Annotated in this window: 14 protein-coding genes, 1 pseudogene and 1 riboswitch; of the genes and pseudogenes, 12 read left to right on the top strand and 3 right to left on the bottom strand. The window is 65.4% G+C overall.

Translation table 11 applies throughout. From position 1 onward, the window contains the following. Positions 1 to 62: 62 nt before the first annotated feature. Positions 63 to 590 (bottom strand): hypothetical protein, encoded by a 528-nt coding sequence (locus IPM18_03905; protein ID MBK9118733.1) that lies wholly within the window; start codon positions 588 to 590, stop codon positions 63 to 65. A gap of 27 nt (positions 591 to 617) precedes the next feature. Next, entirely contained in the window at positions 618 to 4,487 is a 3,870-nt protein-coding gene (rpoB, locus tag IPM18_03900) for a DNA-directed RNA polymerase subunit beta (GenBank protein ID MBK9118732.1), read from the bottom strand. A 359-nt stretch (positions 4,488 to 4,846) separates the two neighbouring features. On the opposite strand from rpoB, the gene ruvX reads away from it, so the two are divergent. From ruvX to IPM18_03880, 4 genes are all read left to right on the top strand, one after another. Beyond that, positions 4,847 to 5,305 carry a Holliday junction resolvase RuvX gene (gene ruvX / locus IPM18_03895; protein MBK9118731.1) on the top strand — a complete coding sequence of 153 codons (459 nt, stop codon included), beginning with the start codon at positions 4,847 to 4,849 and terminating at the stop codon, positions 5,303 to 5,305. 83 nt (positions 5,306 to 5,388) lie between these two features. Continuing rightward, entirely contained in the window at positions 5,389 to 5,964 is a 576-nt protein-coding gene (locus IPM18_03890) for a hypothetical protein (protein MBK9118730.1), read from the top strand. Continuing rightward, positions 5,948 to 6,817, top strand: coding sequence for a hypothetical protein (locus tag IPM18_03885; GenBank protein ID MBK9118729.1), 870 nt, complete (start codon positions 5,948 to 5,950; stop codon positions 6,815 to 6,817). Before IPM18_03890 ends, IPM18_03885 begins: the two co-directional genes overlap by 17 nt. Positions 6,818 to 6,831: 14 nt before the next feature. Beyond that, positions 6,832 to 8,535 carry an RDD family protein gene (locus IPM18_03880; GenBank protein MBK9118728.1) on the top strand — a complete coding sequence of 568 codons (1,704 nt, stop codon included), beginning with the start codon at positions 6,832 to 6,834 and terminating at the stop codon, positions 8,533 to 8,535. A gap of 19 nt (positions 8,536 to 8,554) precedes the next feature. On the opposite strand, the gene IPM18_03875 is transcribed toward IPM18_03880, so the two are convergent. Beyond that, the gene (locus IPM18_03875; GenBank protein ID MBK9118727.1) at positions 8,555 to 9,025 is read right to left on the bottom strand and encodes a GAF domain-containing protein; all 471 of its coding nucleotides are present in this window, start codon (positions 9,023 to 9,025) and stop codon (positions 8,555 to 8,557) included. A gap of 71 nt (positions 9,026 to 9,096) precedes the next feature. After that, positions 9,097 to 9,315: riboswitch (cobalamin riboswitch) on the top strand. A gap of 206 nt (positions 9,316 to 9,521) precedes the next feature. Between IPM18_03875 and IPM18_03870 the strand changes: the two genes are divergently transcribed. The 8 genes and pseudogenes from IPM18_03870 to IPM18_03835 all read left to right on the top strand — a co-directional run bounded on the left by IPM18_03870 (position 9,522) and on the right by IPM18_03835 (position 18,470). After that, positions 9,522 to 10,301, top strand: coding sequence for a DUF4465 domain-containing protein (locus IPM18_03870; protein MBK9118726.1), 780 nt, complete (start codon positions 9,522 to 9,524; stop codon positions 10,299 to 10,301). A gap of 8 nt (positions 10,302 to 10,309) precedes the next feature. Beyond that, on the top strand, positions 10,310 to 11,482 hold the full coding sequence (locus IPM18_03865) for a hypothetical protein (GenBank protein MBK9118725.1): 1,173 nt from the start codon (positions 10,310 to 10,312) through the stop codon (positions 11,480 to 11,482). Continuing rightward, the gene (locus IPM18_03860) at positions 11,479 to 12,291 is read left to right on the top strand and encodes a DUF1559 domain-containing protein (protein ID MBK9118724.1); all 813 of its coding nucleotides are present in this window, start codon (positions 11,479 to 11,481) and stop codon (positions 12,289 to 12,291) included. Before IPM18_03865 ends, IPM18_03860 begins: the two co-directional genes overlap by 4 nt. A 317-nt stretch (positions 12,292 to 12,608) precedes the next feature. After that, positions 12,609 to 13,451 (top strand): metallophosphoesterase, encoded by an 843-nt coding sequence (locus IPM18_03855; GenBank protein ID MBK9118723.1) that lies wholly within the window; start codon positions 12,609 to 12,611, stop codon positions 13,449 to 13,451. Between the two features lie 93 nt (positions 13,452 to 13,544). After that, positions 13,545 to 13,973, top strand: coding sequence for an acyl-CoA thioesterase (locus IPM18_03850; GenBank protein MBK9118722.1), 429 nt, complete (start codon positions 13,545 to 13,547; stop codon positions 13,971 to 13,973). 69 nt (positions 13,974 to 14,042) lie between these two features. Then, positions 14,043 to 15,188, top strand: a complete 1,146-nt coding sequence (locus IPM18_03845) for a peptidylprolyl isomerase (GenBank protein ID MBK9118721.1) — start codon at positions 14,043 to 14,045, stop codon at positions 15,186 to 15,188. A gap of 115 nt (positions 15,189 to 15,303) precedes the next feature. After that, positions 15,304 to 18,025: pseudogene (gene acnA / locus IPM18_03840) on the top strand (aconitate hydratase AcnA). A 52-nt stretch (positions 18,026 to 18,077) separates the two neighbouring features. Next, a complete protein-coding gene (locus IPM18_03835; protein ID MBK9118720.1) occupies positions 18,078 to 18,470 on the top strand; it encodes a hypothetical protein in 393 nt (130 codons plus the stop codon). The last annotated feature ends 15 nt before the right edge of the window (positions 18,471 to 18,485 follow it).

The following is an 18,485-nucleotide window of genomic DNA, read 5'->3' as shown; positions in this document are numbered from 1 at the left end:
GCGGCCGGAAAATCTCGTGACCTCGCCCGGACCGCGCGGTCGGGCGAATCGGTCTGCGCGGGTCAGGCCCGCGCTGGTCCCGCGGCCGCCGGAGCGACCGCGCCGGTCGTGGCTTGCGCCGCAGGGTGCTGGGCGCGCCAGTCCTCGGCCTTCATGGTCATGCCGACGAGGCCATGACCGCGTTTGAAGCCGAGTTCCACGCAGAAATCCACCTCGGTGCCGTAGGCCACGGCGTCAATGCGCTGCACGCCGGCGGCGTACATCGCCGCCAGCACGCGCCGCGCCATTTCTGTGGCGATGCCGTGAGTGTCGTGTTCGATGCGACCGTCGGTCCGCGTTACCGCGGCCGGACCTTGCAGGGAAGGATCGAGCTTGCACTCGGTCAGGTACCCGCGCAGGCCGTCGCATACGCCGCGGGCCAGGCCCACGAGCCGCCCGTCGACGCGCGCGGTCACGAAGGCCGCACTGTTGGCGGCCATACCGCGGATCTGCTCCGGCCGGGCGGCAATGTCGTGGTGCAGGCGCTGGTAGAACTCGACGAGTTCGTCCGGCGTGGCATCCTGGCCGGTTCCGTAGACCACCGGTGACATGGCAACACTCCTGAGGGTGCCGCCGGATCAGAGAATCCGGCGTTTCTCCAACTGAATGTTGAGACCCAGGCCGCGAATCTCGTTGCACAGCACGTCGAACGAGACGGGTGTGCCGGCATCCAGCGTATGGGTACCCTTGACCATGCTCTCGTAGATCTTGGTGCGCCCTTCGACGTCGTCGCTCTTGACGGTCAGCAGTTCCTGCAGCACATAGGCCGCACCGTAGGCCTCGAGGCCCCAGACCTCCATTTCGCCGAAGCGCTGGCCGCCGGTACGCGCCTTGCCGCCCAGCGGCTGCTGGGTGATGAGACTGTAGGGGCCCGTCGAGCGGGCGTGAATCTTGTCGTCGACCAGGTGGTGCAGCTTCAGCATGTAGAGGTAGCCCACCGTGACGGGCTGATCCAGCGGCTCGCCGGTGCGGCCGTCGTACAGCATTGTTTTGTGAGTGAGCGGCATCTCCGCGAGCAGTTCGCCGGTGTCGCCGGCCTGCTGGACCGCGTTGAGGTCTTCACGGCGCTTGCGCACATGGGCATTGGCCTCGCCCACGGCGGCCCGGATCTGGGCTTCCGTAGCGCCGTCAAAGACGGGCGTGATGGCCTGGAAGCCGAGCACGGCCGCGGCCCAGCCGAGGTGCGTCTCGAGAATCTGGCCGACGTTCATGCGGCTGGGAACGCCCAGCGGGTTGAGCGCGATGTCGACGGGCGTGCCGTCTTCGAGGAAGGGCATGTCCTCCTCGGGCATGATCTTGGCGATGACACCCTTGTTGCCATGGCGGCCGGCCATCTTGTCGCCGACCGAGAGTGTGCGCTTGGTGGCGACGTAGACCTTGACCATTTCGAGCACGCCGCTGGGCAACTCGTCGCCTCGCTTCATGTGGCCGAGCTTGCGTTCGCACTCCCGGGCGATATCCACGATGCGGGGGGCGTACCGGTTGTAGACGTCTTCCGCCTCGGTCCGCTTATTGGCGGGCTTGATCCACTTCAGCGAGAAGGTCTCGATCTGCTCGAGAATGACGTCGGGATTCTCGCTCTTGCCGACCTTCTGGCGGGTGTTCGGGTCGATGATGACCTGCTCGGTGGCGGTCTCAATGGCCTCGATCATCTGCTTGAACAGCTTGATGCGGCGCTCGTTGCACTCGACCTGGAAGGCCTTCATCTGCTGATCGACCTGCTTCTTCTGCTCCTCGTTCAGGTGGGTCCGGCGGCTGAAATGGCGGGCGCCGATGACGATGCCTTCCTGGCCGGCGGGCAGTTCGAGCGAGTCATTCTTCACGTCTTCGCCGGCCCGACCGAAAATCGCATGCAGCAGCTTCTCCTCGGGACTGAGCTCGGTCTTGCTCTTGGGCGAAACCTTGCCCACGAGGATGTCGCCGGGGCCGACGCGCGTGCCGAGCCGGACGATGCCGCGCTCATCGAGGTTCTGCAGGGCGCGCTCCGACACGTTCGGAATGTCGCGCGTGAATTCCTCGCGGCCCAGCTTGGTCTCGCGGATCTCGATGTCGTGCGATTCGATATGCACGCTGGTGAACGCGTCGCTCTTGACCAGGCGTTCCGAGATCAGGATGGCGTCTTCGAAGTTGTAGCCGTCAAAGGTCATGAAGGCGACGAGCACGTTGCGCCCGAGGGCGAGTTCGCCGTGGTGCGTCGAGGCGCCGTCCGCGATGACTTCGCCGGCCGCGACCTTCTGCCCCGGCCGCACGATCGGGCGCTGGTTCTGGCAGGTGCGCTCGTTGAGGCCGACGAACTTGCGGAGCACGTACTCCTCGGTTTCGTCGATCACGATGCGCTGCGCGTCCACATAGGTGATCTTGCCGGGTTTGCGGGCGCGCACCAGCATGCCGCTGTTCTCGGCGACGGGTCGTTCCATGCCCGTGGCGATGACCGGCGGGTCGGTCAGTACGAGCGGTACGGCCTGCCGCTGCATGTTCGAACCCATCAAGGCGCGGTTGGCGTCGTCATGCTCGAGGAAGGGGATCAGCGATGCGGACACGCCCACCGTCTGCTTGGGTGAGATGTCCACGTAGTCGATGCCGTCGGCACTGACCTGCTGGAGCTCGCCTTGCACGCGGCCGAGCAGCGTGCCGTCCTTGAGCGGGGCGGCGTCGCGGCGCACGGACTTGTGCGTCAGACGCCGGTTGAGATAGCCGCCCACGGGCTCCGGGTTGGGCAGCTTCGCCAGGTTCATGCCCGTCTCGATGACGTCGGGCGGTGCCAGTGTCGAGCGCATTTCCTCATCGGCACGCAGCCAGACAACCTGGCCGTTGACCTTGCCCTTCTCCACCTTGCGGTACGGCGTGATGAGGAATCCGTACTCGTCCACCGAGCTGTAAATGCCCAATGAAGCGATCAGGCCGATGTTGACGCCTTCGGGCGTCTCGATCGGACAGATCCGACCGTAGTGCGAGATATGCACGTCGCGCACTTCGAAGCCGGCCCGCTTGCGGTTCAGGCCGCCCGGGCCGAGCGCCGACAGGCGCCGCTCGTGCGTGAGCTGGCTGAGCGGGTTGGTCTGGTCGACGACCTGCGACAGCTCGCTCCGGCCGAAGAAGAAATCGATGCTGCTGGAAATGCTCTTCGTGTTGACCAGTTCGGCGACCTTGCCGATGGTCTCCGGGTCCTTCAGACTCATGCGCTCCTGCACGGTGCGGCGGAGCTTGAGGAAGCCCTTGCGAAGTTCATCGGCCGCCAGTTCGTCGATCGTGCGCAGACGCCGGTTGCCGAGGTGGTCGATGTCATCGACCTGTCCCTGGCCGGAGCGCAACCGCAGGATGTAGCGGAGTGCTTCGACGAAATCCTCGGGGCGGAGCACCATCTCGGTCTCGGGGATGCCCTGCTCGAACTTGCGGTTCAGGCGGAAGCGGCCGACCTTGCCGAGGCGGTAGCGGTTCTCGTCGTAGAACTTCTCGCGGAAGAGGTTGCGGGCCTTGTCAGTCTGGACGGGGTTGCCGGGGCGCAGGCGGGCATAAATCTTCTGGAGCGCCTCTTCGTGGCTCTGGGCGGAGTCTTCCGCCAGCGTGTTCAGGATGATCGCGTCGCTCATCTTGACGATGACGTCGACCTGCTTGAGCGCGGACTCGCGGATCTTGTTGAGCGCTTCGCCGATCTGCCGGCCGGCACCGACGAGCTCTTCTCCGGTATCGGGATCGACGACCGGGGCGGCCGTCCACATTTCGGGCTTGAGACTCGCGACGCGGGTGCTCTTGACCTCGTAGAACGCGCGGATGATGGCTTCAGTGGTGCCGAACTTACCCCCCTTCATCTCGATCTTGCCTTCGGGAGAGACCGTGCGCTCACCCATGGCCCGCAGGAAGGTGGTGGCGGGGATCTTGCTGCTCTGGTCGATCCGGATTGCGAGGATGTCCTTGCGTGTGACGTTGATTTCGATCCAGGAGCCACGCTCGGGGATGATGCGGCAGGCGTGCAGCGCCCGGTCGCCCTCGGCGGATTCCTTGACAAAGTCAACGCCCGGCGAGCGGTGCAGCTGCGAGACGATGACGCGCTCCGAGCCGTTCACGATGAATTCGCCGCCGCCGATCATGATGGGAATTTCACCCAGGTAGATCGACTCTTCCTGCACCTCTTCCACGTCCTTGCGGTGCAGGCGCACGCGCACGCGGAAAGGCATGCCGTAGGACAGGCCCAGCTCGCGGCATTCATCCGGCGTATAGCGGGGTTCGTCGAGCGCATAGTCGACGTATTCCAGCCGCATGTTCCCGTCGTAGCTCTCGATCGGGAACACTTCGCGGAGCAACCCCTCCAGCCCATGTGGAGCGCGCTGGTCGGTGGACACTTCCTGTTGCAGGAAGCGCAGGTACGATTCCGTCTGGATCTGAATCAGATCCGGAATCTCGACAGCGTCGCCACAACGGCTGAAATCACGGACATACTGTACATGCATGCAGGAGCCCTCGAGGTTCTATGGTCAGCGGCCACCGGTGGGCCGCTCCCCCGGATCCCGGCAGGGTGAGGCCGCGACGGCGCAAAACGCGAGCCGGATCCGACCAGCCGGAGGGCTTTCGGATCGGCACCAGTGAGGCGGGTTGCTTGGCCACGTGCTCACCCAGGACCGTACCGTCGCATTCGCGTCGCCGAATCTGCGAAATCTCATACTACTACCACAAACGACTCGAAATGCAAGCCGAACACGTTTTTTTTCGGGCAGGGCCACTCCGGGAGGTGCCCAAGGCCCACCAGCGTGGTAACGTATGGGCATCCTGAGAAGGCCACCCCCTCTTGGGTTGTCATATGGAATGTATTATGGGACGATGGCTTGGGGTTGATTATGGAACCCGCCGCATCGGACTCGCCATTGGCGATGACCGCTCCGGTATCGCTTCACCGTTGACGACGCTGGCCGCCTCCGGGCATGCGCCCACCGACGCACGGGCGGTCCTCCAGGCCGTCCGTGAGCATGAGGCGGACGGCGTGGTCGTGGGCCTGCCCCTCAGCATGGATGGTACCGACAGTGAGCAGACCCGTATCACGCGCGCGTTCGCCGCGGCATTGCAGGTTTGTGTCCCGGGCCCGGTTGAACTTTTCGACGAACGCCTGAGCAGCTTTCAGGCCGATGCCATGCTCGCCGAAACGGGTGTCCGGCGTGGCCGACACAAGAGTCTGCGCGATGCGCTTGCCGCCCAGGTGATTCTGCGGACGTTTCTCGAGGGGCGGGCTTCCCGCAATCAAGAACCCACAACGGACGAGGCCCAGGAGTCGTAGAGCGGTGTGTCCGCGCACTCGCGGCCTGCGGCGGTGACCGTATAATCGCGCCGTGGGTCAGCCCAAGCGATGGAGTGGCGCTTGTGAGTACAGATTGGAAGGTTCCGCGGCGGTCGGACGTGACGACGGCGTGCGAGCACGTGGTCCAAATCGGTGAGAGCTTTGAGGCCTGCCTGATGGCCACGGAAACCGGGTACGAGCGCCGTGACTTCTGTGTGAACTGCACGTGCCGTCCGGCGGGGGGGGCGGAGCCATTGGCACGCTGGCGGGCCCGCCGGCCGGAGCCGGGTCACCGCCGCGTGCAACCGTTCGACTGGGAGGCGACCTACGGTTTCTTTGAACGGCTGGCGAGTGCGACCGATCCGCAGCAGTTGCAGTTTCGATTTGTGCTCGCGCTGTTGTTGTGGCGGAAGCGTATTCTGAAGTTCGAGTGTTCGCGCGCCACGCCGGACGGGGAGCTCTGGGAATTCATCACCGTGCGCAGTGGGGTGGTGCATCAGGTGGTGCACCCGGCCCTGGATGAGGCGCAGCTCGACCGGCTCAGCGAGCAACTCGAGGACCTCTTGAGTGGTCAACCCGCGGCGCTGGGGGAGCCCGGCGAATCCGGCGATCGCGTGATTGCGCCGGCCACGGAGGGTCACGATGACGAGCGCGCCTGAGGCCGCTGTGCGACTGGGCTCCGTGCTGCTGTGTGCTGCGCTGCTCACTGGACTGACGGGCTGCCCGCCGAGTTCGGCGCGTGGAGTAGCGCCCGAGAGTCGCCGCGAAGCCCTGCAGCGCGTCAACGAGAACCTTGTACGGCTCACCGAGCCGATCAGTGCGCCCGCTTTTGCTTCGTTCGAGTTCGTCGACGCGGCAGGCCGTCAGCGTACGCTTATCGGCTATGAGGCCCGCATTTTCTTCCGTCCGCCGAATCTCCTGCTGGTGGAGGTGCGCTCGCTGACAGGCACCGTCGCCCAGTTCGGGGCAAACACAGAGAAATACTGGGCGCTCGTGGACCTGCCCGACCTGAAGCGGCTGTGGTACGGCACCTGGCGCGCACCGCGCGGGCTGCCGCAGGTGGACTTGCCGATACCGCCCGCGGACCTGCTGGACGCCTTGATGCTGAGGCCGTTGCCCGAGACCGTCGACGGCGGCTTGCTGCCGGTGCTGCGGCTCGAGGGTGACGATCATCGTTTATTGTTCATGCGCGTGGCACTGGGGGGGCAACCGAGCGGCTGGCGCGAATTCCGACTCGATCCGGCGCCGCCGTACCAGCCCCTTGAGATCGTCGATCGCGATGCGGAGGGGCGGGTCCTGATGAACGCCCGGCTGGCGAACTACGAGCGGATCGGCCCCGACGGCCCCTATACGCCGCGCAGCTACCACGTGATCTGGCCGGACCGCGCGGAAATGCGTCTGACTGTGACCGGTGTGCGCTGGCGTCCGGATCTGCCGCTCGCGGCGTTCGATTTTCCGGGGGGTTGGCAACACGAGCGCATCGCGATCGACGCGCGTGAGGGGCAGAAGTGAGGTTTTGGCAAGCGGTGTGCCACACAAGAAGTCTGTGGCCGTGGGGTCGCGTGCTGTTGGTGGCCGCACTGTGGCTGGCCACCGGCGGCAACGTCGGCGCCCAGGTACGCGCGGTGCAGGAATCTGCGGAGTCCCCGACGCGCCCGACCACGAGTCCGGAAGTCTCCACACAGGTACTGGTCTGCGGAGACGAGGAGGGTTTGTGGGTCGTCGTGGCGAACCTGACGAGCACGCGGGTATTCCTGCGGGCGGTGGGCAGCGGCAGCTTTGTCGAGCAGCCGGGGCTGAGTGCGCAGGTGACGCGCAGCGCGGCGGTCAACGGCGCGCTGTTCGCCAAACTCGAGGGACGCCAGAACTGGGTACTGTTGGGTGGCCGCTGGTTGCGGCAGCGGGATTTGCCGGCTGGGGTCTTTCTGCTTGACTGGCATGGTGGCACCGGCACGCTTTTTGCCATGGTCCGTTCGGTTGAGCCCGGTGCGTTCTCACGAAGCGAGAACGATGTGGCCGGCAGCGCGAAGGATTCTGCTGAGCCGGGTTCGCCACCCTTGGCGCTCATGCGTTACATGCCGACGGGGTGGATCCTGGTAGCGACGGCGCCGTCCGCGATCGATTCCGATGCGGACCAGCCGGTGCGGCTCGGCGCACTGCACGACCAGCTTGCGGTGTTCTGGTATGACGCCCGTCGCAGCACGATCCGGCATGCGCAGTACGTGTTCGCGGACGACCGGTGGGATGAGGGTCCGGAGACGCCTCCCGTAGAGGGCCTGGTGGACTTCTGGGTTGCGGAGCTGGAGGGTGTGCCGGCCTTGTTGATTTCCAAGCCGCGCGCCACCGGCAGTGCAGCGCTCAGCGGCTTTCGTCTGCTCGCAGAGGGGGACGCGTGGCAGTGGCGCGCGGTGGAGCCGCGGCACACGCCGCTTCCGGCCGGGGGTGAAGTGGTTCGCTTCCTCGACGTGCAGCCCTATCGCGATGAAGCGGTGGCACTGGTGCAGGAAGCCGAGGGTGAGGTGTACTTGTGTCATGTGCGGCGCGAGACGGCGCCCACCGAGCCGGCCCTGCGAATCGCGGACGTGGTGCGCGGTCAGGATCGCGCGGATCGACGCCTGTACCTCTTTCAGTACCTCATGCTGGGGTTGATGACTGCGATTGTGATTTCGCTCTTCGCGCTACGGCGCAGCGCGATGGTGACTCCGGCGGCGCTCCCCGCGGGGACCATGTTGGCCCCCGTGTTTCAGCGGCTGACGGCTTTCCTGATCGACATCGTGCCATTGGCACTCTTGATGGGGGCGCTGCTGCGCGTCGGACCGCAGGAGGGCTTCCGTCGGCTCTTGGAGTGGACGCTTGCGGGCGACGCCTCGGAGGGGCGCCTGCCGGATCTTGCTACGCTGCTCTGGTGGGAATTGACCTGTTTCGTGTACATGCTCTACGCGATGTTGATGGAACTGTTTGTCGGGCGCACGTTTGGCAAGATGCTGTTTGGTATCCGGCTATGGGGTGAAGCGGGCCAGGCGGCGAAACCTGGGCAGATCGTGGTGCGCAATGCGTTCCGGCTGATCGAGCTGATTCCTCCACTGTGGCTGCTGGCCTTCGTGGTGGTAGTTTCACGAAATCGCCAGCGCGTCGGCGATATGTTTGCGCGGACGGTGGTGATCCGGTCCGATCCCAACGTGCGGTCGCCCGAGCCGCAGAAGTCGCAGGAGCCCGACGACCCGGTGTAGCCACGCGGCTGCCAGCCGACTACTCCTGCGTCAGAACGACGGTGCGCAACACGCGTCGCAACCCGTCCACATCACTCCCGTCGAAGCTGTTTGCCGTGTGGCTGTCCAGATCGAGCACCCCGGTGCAGCTTCCATCCGTGGCGATCAGCGGGAGCACGACCTCGGAAAGATCGCGCGGATCACACGCAATGTAGTTTGCGCCGAGGGTACGCACGTCGCCGACGATGAGCGGGGTACGGTTGAGAAGCGCGTGGCCGCAGGCCCCGTGGAGCCCGATTGGCGAACAAGCGGGCTTGTTGCGCATGGGGCCGAGGACGAGCTCCGTGCCTTCGAGCAGATAAAAGCCCACCCATGACACACCGGTGGAGTGCAGTGTTTCCCAAAGGGCGTCGACCACCCAGCGCATGCGGATTTCGGTGTTCGGCGGCTGGTCGGCCGAGCGCAGGCGGTCGGCGAGTTGGGCAGCGATGAGTGTGTAGGGGCGCGGCATGAGATCACTCCAAGTAGATCCGCTCGGGTGCGCAACCAAGCTTCACATTGACGCGCGGGCGAGACGCGGTATAGTAGATCTCGGTCGCTGGTGTCCGCCGCTTGGTGCGGTGGAAGAATAGGGAATCCGGTGAGAAACCGGAACGGCCCCGCCGCTGTGACCGGGAACGAACGCCGCCAACCCGTCATTGACCGCAGTTGCGGTTGAGAAGACGCGGCGCTTAGGTGCAGCCCCTTTGGGGGCCTGCGAGCCCGGGAGTCAGAAGACCTGCCAGTGTGACCGATCGTCGGAGCGGCTGCGTGGGAGAGGCCGTCGGCATGGTTCACCCCCTCGGGATATTCCCATCCTGAATCTCTGATCGGCGTCCATTCCCCGGGCGGACTGCGCTTCGTGCAGGCCGGCTCGTCGGGGGATGCCGCGGTGGCGAATCCGGGTCTTGCCCCTACCCCTGGCGGTACTGCTGCTCCGGTGGCGCGCAACACGTGGAGGTGTTACCGTGCGCACAGCGATGAGCGTGGGAGTGATGGGAGTGCTCGGCGCGGGCCTGTTGGCCGGCAATGCACGCGGTGCCTTGGTGGTCGATTTTGAGGATCTGGAATTGCCGCCGCAGGCGGTGTATTACGGCGCGGATGGCGCCGGTGGATTCACGAGCCGGGGAGCGGCCTTTCACAACGAGTACACCGATTTCGGCGGGGGCTTCTTCGCGTGGCAGGGCTGGGCCTACTCGAACATCACGGACAACACGACCGCGGGTTTCGGGAATCAGTGGAGCGCGTGGCCTGGTGGCGGGGCGGACGGCTCGGGCACGTATGGGGTTGCGTTCGTTGGTGCGCCGCGCGTCGATCTCCCGGTTGGCACCCACCCGGTCAGTGTCCAGCTTACGAATACGACCTATGCCGGGTTGGCGATGCGGCATGGAGATGCCTTCTCCAAGAAGTTCGGCGGACCGACCGGCGCGGACCCGGATTTCTTCCTGCTGACGATTACCGGCCTGGACGCGGCGGGTGCCGCGACGGGCGTGGTTGAGTTTTATCTCGCGGACTTCCGCTTCGACGATCACGCGAGCGACTACATCGTGGCTGCATGGACCGACGTGGATCTGACCGCGCTCGGCGCTGCGGTGGCGCTTACGTTTGAACTGTCCTCGACGGACCTCGGTCCGTTCGGCATGAACACACCGGCGTACTTCGCGCTCGACAACCTTGTCCTGACTCCGGAGCCGGCCGGTCTGGTTCTGTTCGCCTGCGGGGCACTCGTACTGGGGCGCCGCCGGTGAAACGTCACATGCTCAACCCGGTCCAGCGCCGATTCTCCGTTTGCGGTGCCGGTCGATGGCTGCTCTTGCAGGGTGCGGTGTGGGCTGGCCCGGCGGTGGCGCAATCCCCGTTCGCGGTGGAAGTCGTTTCATACGCACCCGCACCAGGGCAGTTCGTAAACCAACCGCTGTTCGCCGATCCGGCGGCGGCCCTCGGGCCGCCGTCCAGTGGTGGCGCGCTCAATCCGGGGGCAGCCCAGGTCGTTTCCCTCGGCGGGTTCGGCGGTGCGCTCACGCTGCGGTTTGCCGAACCCGTCCGGGATGATGCGGCGAACCCCTTCGGGTTGGATTGCATCGTCTACAGCAATGCATTCTTCGTTGGCGGCGATCCGACGCGCCGCTGGGCCGAGGCGGCTGTCATCGAGATTGCCCGTGACTTCGATGGTGACGGTCTGCCGGACACGCCGTGGTACGTCATTCCCGGGTCGCACATGCTCTTGCCGGCCGCGCACCTGTACACCCAGACCTGGGATGACGACCCGGCCGATCCGACCTGGCCCCCGGCGGACGCGGCCTGGTTGCCACCTGGTGTCACCGGTCTTTGGACAACCACGTCGTACCGCCTGCCGGGCGAGTTGGAAGTGCCGGTCCTAGTCCATCCGGCGGGCGCCAGCGCAATCGCGGAAGTGGTCTATGGTTATGCTGACATATCGCCCACGGCGCGGTTGGGTGACCTGAACGGGGATGGCATCGTGGATGATCCGACGATCCCGCCGGAACTCTTCTACACGCGGCCGAGCGACCCCTTCACCGTGGGTGTGACGCCGGGCAGCGGCGGCGGAGATGCTTTCGACATCGCGTGGGCAATCGACCCATACACCGGAGAACCCGCGAATCTGCCGGAATTTGACCTCATCCGCATCACGACCGCGGTTCACGCGGTTTATGGCATCCTCGGGGAACTGTCTGCTGAGATCGACGCGGTCGCGAATGTACGTGCCGGCCGGCTGGGCGACCTTCAGAACGACGGTGTGATTGACTGGGAGGATTTTGCGATGCAGGCGGCGTGTGGCGCGGGACCCCAGCGACCCTACCCGCCGAGTCCCTGCCGCGTGCTCGACATGGACGAGGATGGCGACATCGACCTGCACGACTTCGGCCTGCTGCAGCGGGAAATCACGGGACCCGGAGGAGCGCCATGAAGCATCGTGGTCCGCGCAGCTCGCACCCCGGTTTCACGCTGCTGGAACTGCTCGTGTCGGTCAGCGTAATCGCACTCCTGCTGGCGATGCTACTGCCGACACTTGGCGCTGCCAGGGAGCAGGCCCGCGCCGTGGTGTGCGCCTCGAATCTGCGGCAGATCGTGCTGGCGAATTTCGGCTATAGCGGGGATGAGCGCGGCCACCTCTGCCCAGGAGCTCGGGATATTCAAACCAACCTGCACCGGTGGCATGGTGTACGTGGTACGGTTGCGGCGCCATTCGATGCTGCGCATGGGCCCCTCGCCCGCTATCTGGGCGAGGATGCCAGGATCCGTGCGTGTCCCAGCCAGCGTGACTTCATACGGCAGTTCGGCGCGTTTGAGCAAGGCAACGGCGGCTATGGCTACAACCAGGCCTATGTCGGACGCGTGTTGCAGCGGGTCCGCGGAAGCACCTCGTATGGGGTCCGGACAGATGCGGCCGGGGTCCGAATCGAGATGATCCGCCGCCCGGCGGCTACGCTGTTGTTTGCCGACACGGCCTTCGCAGGGGTCGTCCAGGGTGTCATCGAATATAGTTTTGCCGAGCCGCGGTTTCATCCCGAGTACCTTGCCTGGGCGGCTCGGGCGGACCCTTCACTGCACTTCCGACACCGCGGCCGGGTGCAGGTCGCCTGGGGCGATGGTCATGTCGACGGTCGCCCGCGGACATACACGTATCAAAGTGGCTGGTACGCGGGAGATGCGGTGGCGGCCGGTCTCGGGTGGTTCGGTGAAGCCGACGACAACGGCTACTTTGATCTGGAATAGGGCTTCGCTGTCGGATCTTGTCTGGTCGGATGCGGTGATTCAAACGCGGCCGGCGCTGTGGGGTATTCAGGGTGGAACCGGGAGTTGCAACGTGCGCGGCTGCGTGGTGCAGCGGTGTGCAGAATCCGCGCGGTCGGGCCGATTGATTCGCCGTCCGCGGTCATCTATGCTACGTGCGACCGTGGGGAAGCCGCCGCGCGGGGACGAGGCGCCTGCACGGCTCCCGTCGAGTGTTTGTGCGCAACGTGCGGCGGCCGGATGCTCCGGCCGTACCGGCGCCGGCTCGGTGTCGGGCTGCGTTGCCAAAGGGTCACGCGATGCCAGCGGCCAGGGACAATCGATTCGCGATCATCAGCGATATCCACTCCAACTTTGAAGCGTTGGAGGCGGTTTTTCGTGACATTGACGAGCGCGGCATCCAGGAGGTTGTTTGCCTCGGAGACGTCGTGGGATACGGGGCGAATCCGAAAGAGTGCCTTGACCTGGTGCGGAAACGCTGCCGCCTGACGATCATGGGGAACCACGACCATGCAGTGCTGTTCGAACCGACCAATTTCAACCCGCCGGCCGAGAAGGCGTGCTATTGGACGCGAAGCGTACTGGAAGACGAGTCCGATCTGAAACTGCGCCGGAAGCGATGGGCGTTTCTCGGTGGGTTGCCGATCCGCGTGAAGGAGCGTGACCTGCTCTTCGTGCATGCGTCGCCGCGCCGCCCCATGAACGAGTACATCTTTCCGGAGGATGTCTTCACGAACCCGCAGAAGGTCATTGCGAACTTCGAGCGGCTGGATGCCCGCGTGTGCTTCGTAGGACATACGCACCAGCCAGGGGTGTTCGTGGACGATCCGTACTTTGATCCCCCACACGAGCTGCCGGACTCACCATTCTACGAGGTGGACGATGAGCGCGCGATTGTCAACGTGGGCAGTGTGGGGCAGCCACGTGATCGTGAGCCGCGGGCGTGCTACGTCGTCGTGTATCGCCGCCCGGATGAAGGTGGGGATGAGACCGAGAGTCTTGTTGCGCAGGCGCTGAGTTGCAGCATCGAGCAGATCGAGTTCATCCGAGTCGAGTACGATGTCGAGCGGGCGGTACAGAAAATTCTGGCCCAACCGCAACTCGAGGACCTGCTCGGCACGCGCCTGTATGACGGGCGCTAGGGCCGGGTAGGTGCGTGGTCGCTGCGGACCGCACGGCGGGGGAGGCGGCCGGTTCTGGCCGCCGTATCAGCGAAGTCAGGAGATATGCCCGCGATGGCAGGACCCCGGCAGGAATGTGAAGTTGAAATCCGCGTGCGCTATGCGGAGACGGATGCGATGGGGTACCTCCACCACGCGCAGTATTTCGTGTATTTCGAAATCGGGCGCACGGAACTGCTGCGGTCGAACGGAATCGCCTATCGGGACATGGAAGAAATGGGGATCTTCTATGTGGTGGCCCGGCTCTCGTGCAAGTACAAGCTGCCGGCCCGCTATGATGACCGGTTGATGCTGATCACGCGCACGGAACGGATGACGCCGGTCATGGTTGAGCACTCCTACCGCATCCTGCGGGATGGTGCGACGCTTACGGAAGGGGCTTCAACGCTGGTGTCCGTCGGGCGTAACGGTCGGCCGTTAGCTCTCCCGGAAGATGTGTACAACCGTCTGGTCGGGGTGGCGGCGCCGCCGGGTGGACACTAAGCTGCTAGGTAGTGGGGGGCGTGGTTTCATGTGTGGGAGTGGCGCGGGAACTTTGAGAAGGCGCTCGTCATGTTCAAGCGATACGGCTGGATCGCGCTGTGCACGGTAGGGGGGCTGCTGGCCGGGTTGGCAGAAGCCCAGGAAACTCCGCGCCCACCTGCCCAGGCAGAGCCGGCGGCTACGCCGGGTAATGCCCCGACCGCCACCGAGCGGCCGCGGGTGCGAACTCGGACGGACCACGCGGTGCGCCCAGGCGGACCACCCGTAGCACAGGCCAACACGAACGCCGCAGAGGTGAAGCCGCAGGTGTTGCTGCAGATCGCACAGGGGGCGCAGATCTGGGGCAACATCGTCGTGGAACTGGAGCCGGAGCACGCCCCGCGAACGGTCGAGAACTTCCTGCAGTACGTCGATGCGAGCTTCTACGATGGGACGATCTTCCATCGCGTGGTGCCGCAGTACCTCGCACAGGGCGGCGGATATCGTGGTATCGGCGACAAGGTCCGCGATGGCATCCGCCGCGCTATTCAGAACGAGGCCCGGCACTCGCCGCTCCGGAATGTCCGTGGCACAATCGCCGCGGCTCGCGCGCGTAACCCCAATTCCGCCACATGCGAGTTCTTCTTCAATCTGGCCGACAATCCCAAGCTCGATCACCCCAGCGTGGACGGCTACGGCTATACCGTCTTCGGCCGCGTGATCTCCGGACTCGATGTGCTGGATCGCATCGCGGCCGTGGAGCGCCAGCCCAATCCGCAGTACCCGCAGGAGCTGTCGCAGCCCGTGAATCCGCCCATGATCCGAACGGCACGGCTGCTGACTCCCCGGCCAAATTCTCTGCCGCCACGACCCGGCGAGGCGGCCCGTCCGGCGGTGCGCCGCCCTGATCCGGCGACCCCGGCACCGCGTCCCGGCGTGCGACCGACGGTTCCGCCCCCGCCCGTGCCGGAGCCGCTGCCGGATCTGCCGCCCGATGAACCGCTGCCCGATCCAAGCCATGATCCCGGCATCGAGCCAATCGATGATCCCATACACGATCCCATTCCCGAGCCGGACCCGGAACCGGCGCCCGAGCCCGAGCCGGAACCGGAGCCGGAGTGGGAGCCGATCCCGGAGCCGGAGCCCGAGCCGTTTCCCGAGTTCGAGACCGGCGGCCGTGCGCAGCTCGACGGACTGCTCGATCCAAGGACAGCCGGCTCAATTGGGTTGCGGTGATTCGTACGCAGCCACTCCGTAGAAGCTGAGCGCGACCACGCGGCCGCGGCTCCCCATTCCAACGATGTCAGATTCCAACGGCGCGTGGTGCGCCGTCGCCCGGGAGGTACGACCAATGACCCAGTCCCACTCCGACTCCTTCAACGCCCGCGCCCTGCTCTCCACCAGCGGCGGCGAGTTTGAGTTCTTTCGCTTGGCGGCGCTCGAGCAGGCCGGTCTCGCGGAGTTGGCGCGGCTGCCCTATTCCGTGCGTATTCTGTTGGAGAGTGTGCTGCGCAACGTGAACGGGTTCACGGTGCTGGACGAACACGTCCGGACTCTGGCCGCCTGGTCCGCCACGGGCAATGGCGATCAGGAAATTCCGTTCCTGCCGGCGCGCATCATCCTCCAGGACTTTACGGGTGTGCCCGCGCTGGTCGATCTGGCGGCGATGCGTTCGGCGATGGCGCGCCTGGGAGGGGATCCCCAGAAGATCAACCCGCAGATCCCGGTCGACCTGGTCATCGATCACTCGGTGCAGGTGGATCACTTCGGTAAGGCGGACGCACTGGCCTTGAACGCCCGGCTGGAGTTTCAGCGCAACCGCGAGCGCTACGAGTTTCTGCGGCTGGGGTCAACAGGCCTTCCAGGGCTTCCGCGTCGTACCGCCGGCGACCGGGATCGTCCACCAGGTCAACCTCGAGTTTCTCGCGCGCGGCGTGCTGCGGCGCGCGGTCGACGGTCGCATGCAGGCGTTTCCGGATACGCTGGTCGGCACGGACAGCCACACGACGATGATCAACGGGCTCGGTGTGCTGGGTTGGGGCGTGGGTGGCATCGAGGCCGAGGCGTGCATGCTCGGCCAGCCGATGTACATGCGCATGCCGGAGGTGGTCGGCGTGCGCCTGTCGGGAGCGCTGCGCGAAGGTGCAACAGCGACTGACCTCGTGCTGCGCGTGACGGAACTACTCCGCGCGCTCGGCGTGGTTGACAAGTTCGTCGAGTTCTTTGGAGAGGGCTTGGCGAGCATGAGTCTCCCCGACCGGGCGACTATCGCGAACATGGCGCCCGAGTATGGTGCCACCTGTGGCTTCTTCCCGATCGACGAGCGTACGCTCGAGTACCTGCGGCTGACCGGCCGGCCGGCCGAGGACGTCGAGCTTACCGAGCGATATAGCCGTGAGCAGGGGCTATTCCGCACGGCGGAAAGCCCCGATCCGAGCTATACGCAAACGGTCGAGCTTGACCTTGCCAGCGTGGAGCCGTGCCTGGCGGGCCCCAAGCGACCACAGGATCGCGTGGCATTGTCCGCCATGCAGACTTCTTTTCGCCAGGCGTTGCGTGCCCCGCTGAAGGAGCGCGGCTTTGCACTGGCCGAGGCGCAACTCGCCCGGACGGCCAGCGTGCCGACGAATGGGACGAAGGCGCAGCTTGGGCACGGGGCGGTGGTGATCGCAGCCATTACGAGCTGTACGAACACGAGCAATCCGTCGGTGATGATCGCCGCGGGGCTGGTTGCGAAGAAGGCGGCGGAGCGCGGCCTGCGTGTCCGGCCGTGGGTGAAAACTTCGCTGGCGCCCGGCTCGCGGGTGGTGACGCACTATCTGGATGCAGCCGGCCTGACGCCGTACCTGGAACAACTCGGGTTCCACACGGTGGGGTACGGCTGCACGACGTGCATCGGCAACAGCGGTCCGCTGCCGGAGGCGATCCGTGGTGCAGTGCGTGAAAGCGAGTTGATTGCCGCGTCCGTGCTGAGCGGCAACCGCAATTTCGAGGGTCGTATCAACCCGGATGTCAAAGCGAATTACCTTGCCTCACCACCGCTGGTGGTGGCCTACGCGCTGGCGGGAACCGTCGATCTCGATCCGCTGCACGAACCGCTCGGCACGGATTCACAGGGACAGCCGGTTTACCTCCGGGACGTGTGGCCGACACGCGCGGAGATCGACGAGCTCATTCAGCGCTGTGTGACGCCGGAAGGGTTCCGGGAGCGCTATGCTGACGTCTTTGCGGGTCCGCCGGAGTGGCAGAAGCTGGGCGTCGGCGACGGTTCGGTGTACGACTGGGACGAGGGCAGCACCTATATCCAGGAGCCGCCCTTCTTCCAGGAGTTGGCGCCGGAGCCCGGACCGATCGGGCCGCTGCTGCAAGCCCGTTGCCTGGCGCTGCTGGGGGACAGTGTCACGACGGATCACATCAGCCCGGCCGGATCGATCGATCCGACTTCTCCGGCGGGTCGTTATCTCCAGGAGGAGGGGGTCGAGGTTGCGGAGTTCAACAGCTACGGTGCGCGGCGCGGAAATGACCGTGTGATGACGCGCGGCACGCTGGCGAACCCGAGGATTCGGAACCTGCTTGCCCCCGGTACCGAGGGTGGCCTGACGATCCACCTCTCCACCGGTAACCAGATGAGCATCTACGACGCCGCGATGAAGTACCGCGCGTCGAACACGCCGCTCATCATCTTGGCCGGCCGGGACTACGGGATGGGCAGTTCGCGTGATTGGGCCGCAAAGGGCACACTGCTGCTCGGAGTCCGGGCTGTGATCGCGATCAGCTTCGAGCGCATCCACCGCAGCAATTTGGTCGGTATGGGGGTGCTGCCCCTGCAATTCCTGCCGGGGGAATCTTACGAAACACTCGGCCTGACCGGTCACGGCTTCTATGACATCCCGGACTTGAGCGATGAGCTCAAGGCGGGGCAGTTGCTGACTGTCGTTGCGACGAATCCGGATACGCAAAAGCACATCGAGTTCCAGGTTCGCTGTCGGATCGATACGCCGGTCGAAGTGACGTATTACCGCCACGGAGGTGTGCTACCGCTGGTCCTCCGTTCCCTGCTGCGGGCGGTGTAGCAGCCGGCGAGTCGCTGTGACACCGCGTGCCTGGTGGAGGAGCTTGCGTAAGATGGCGATCGTTGCGCTCGTCAGTGACCTGTTCTTTGAATCAAAATTGGCCGCCACGGCGGCGGCAGTTGGCAAGACGCTGTGTACGGTTCGCGACTGTGCTGCGGCTGAGGCCAGGCTTGCGAATGCGGATGGCCTGCTCGTGGATTTGCATGCCGCTGGTGATCCCGAGGCGCTGATCCGGCGGGCACGAGCCCTCCGTGCGGACTTGCCGATCGTCGCATTCCTCTCGCATGTCGAGGTCGAATTGGCCGCGGCGGCGCGGGCTGCCGGCGCCGGGCAGGTGCTCCCGCGCTCGACCTTTACCCAGCGCCTGCCGCAGATTCTCGCGGGTTTCGCGGCTCCGAGCTCGCACTCCGGATCGTTGCCACCGGCTTCCAGCGAAGCACTCTAGACCATCCCGCAGCGC

Source organism: Phycisphaerales bacterium (genome assembly GCA_016716475.1).
Lineage (GTDB): Bacteria > Planctomycetota > Phycisphaerae > UBA1845 > Fen-1342 > JADJWG01.
The sequence above is the reverse complement of the archived record's forward strand: the minus strand, read 5'-3'. Positions and strand labels throughout refer to the sequence as shown.

Coding starts and splice junctions, on each gene's coding strand:
- IPM18_03845 (MBK9118721.1), top strand. CDS start 14,043: ATGTTCAAGCGATACGGCTGGATCGCGCTGTGCACGGTAGGGGGGCTG.
- rpoB (MBK9118732.1), bottom strand. CDS start 4,487: ATGCATGTACAGTATGTCCGTGATTTCAGCCGTTGTGGCGACGCTGTC.
- IPM18_03835 (MBK9118720.1), top strand. CDS start 18,078: ATGGCGATCGTTGCGCTCGTCAGTGACCTGTTCTTTGAATCAAAATTG.
- ruvX (MBK9118731.1), top strand. CDS start 4,847: ATGGGACGATGGCTTGGGGTTGATTATGGAACCCGCCGCATCGGACTC.
- IPM18_03855 (MBK9118723.1), top strand. CDS start 12,609: ATGCCAGCGGCCAGGGACAATCGATTCGCGATCATCAGCGATATCCAC.
- IPM18_03865 (MBK9118725.1), top strand. CDS start 10,310: ATGCTCAACCCGGTCCAGCGCCGATTCTCCGTTTGCGGTGCCGGTCGA.
- IPM18_03885 (MBK9118729.1), top strand. CDS start 5,948: ATGACGAGCGCGCCTGAGGCCGCTGTGCGACTGGGCTCCGTGCTGCTG.
- IPM18_03875 (MBK9118727.1), bottom strand. CDS start 9,025: ATGCCGCGCCCCTACACACTCATCGCTGCCCAACTCGCCGACCGCCTG.
- IPM18_03860 (MBK9118724.1), top strand. CDS start 11,479: ATGAAGCATCGTGGTCCGCGCAGCTCGCACCCCGGTTTCACGCTGCTG.
- IPM18_03850 (MBK9118722.1), top strand. CDS start 13,545: ATGGCAGGACCCCGGCAGGAATGTGAAGTTGAAATCCGCGTGCGCTAT.
- IPM18_03905 (MBK9118733.1), bottom strand. CDS start 590: ATGTCACCGGTGGTCTACGGAACCGGCCAGGATGCCACGCCGGACGAA.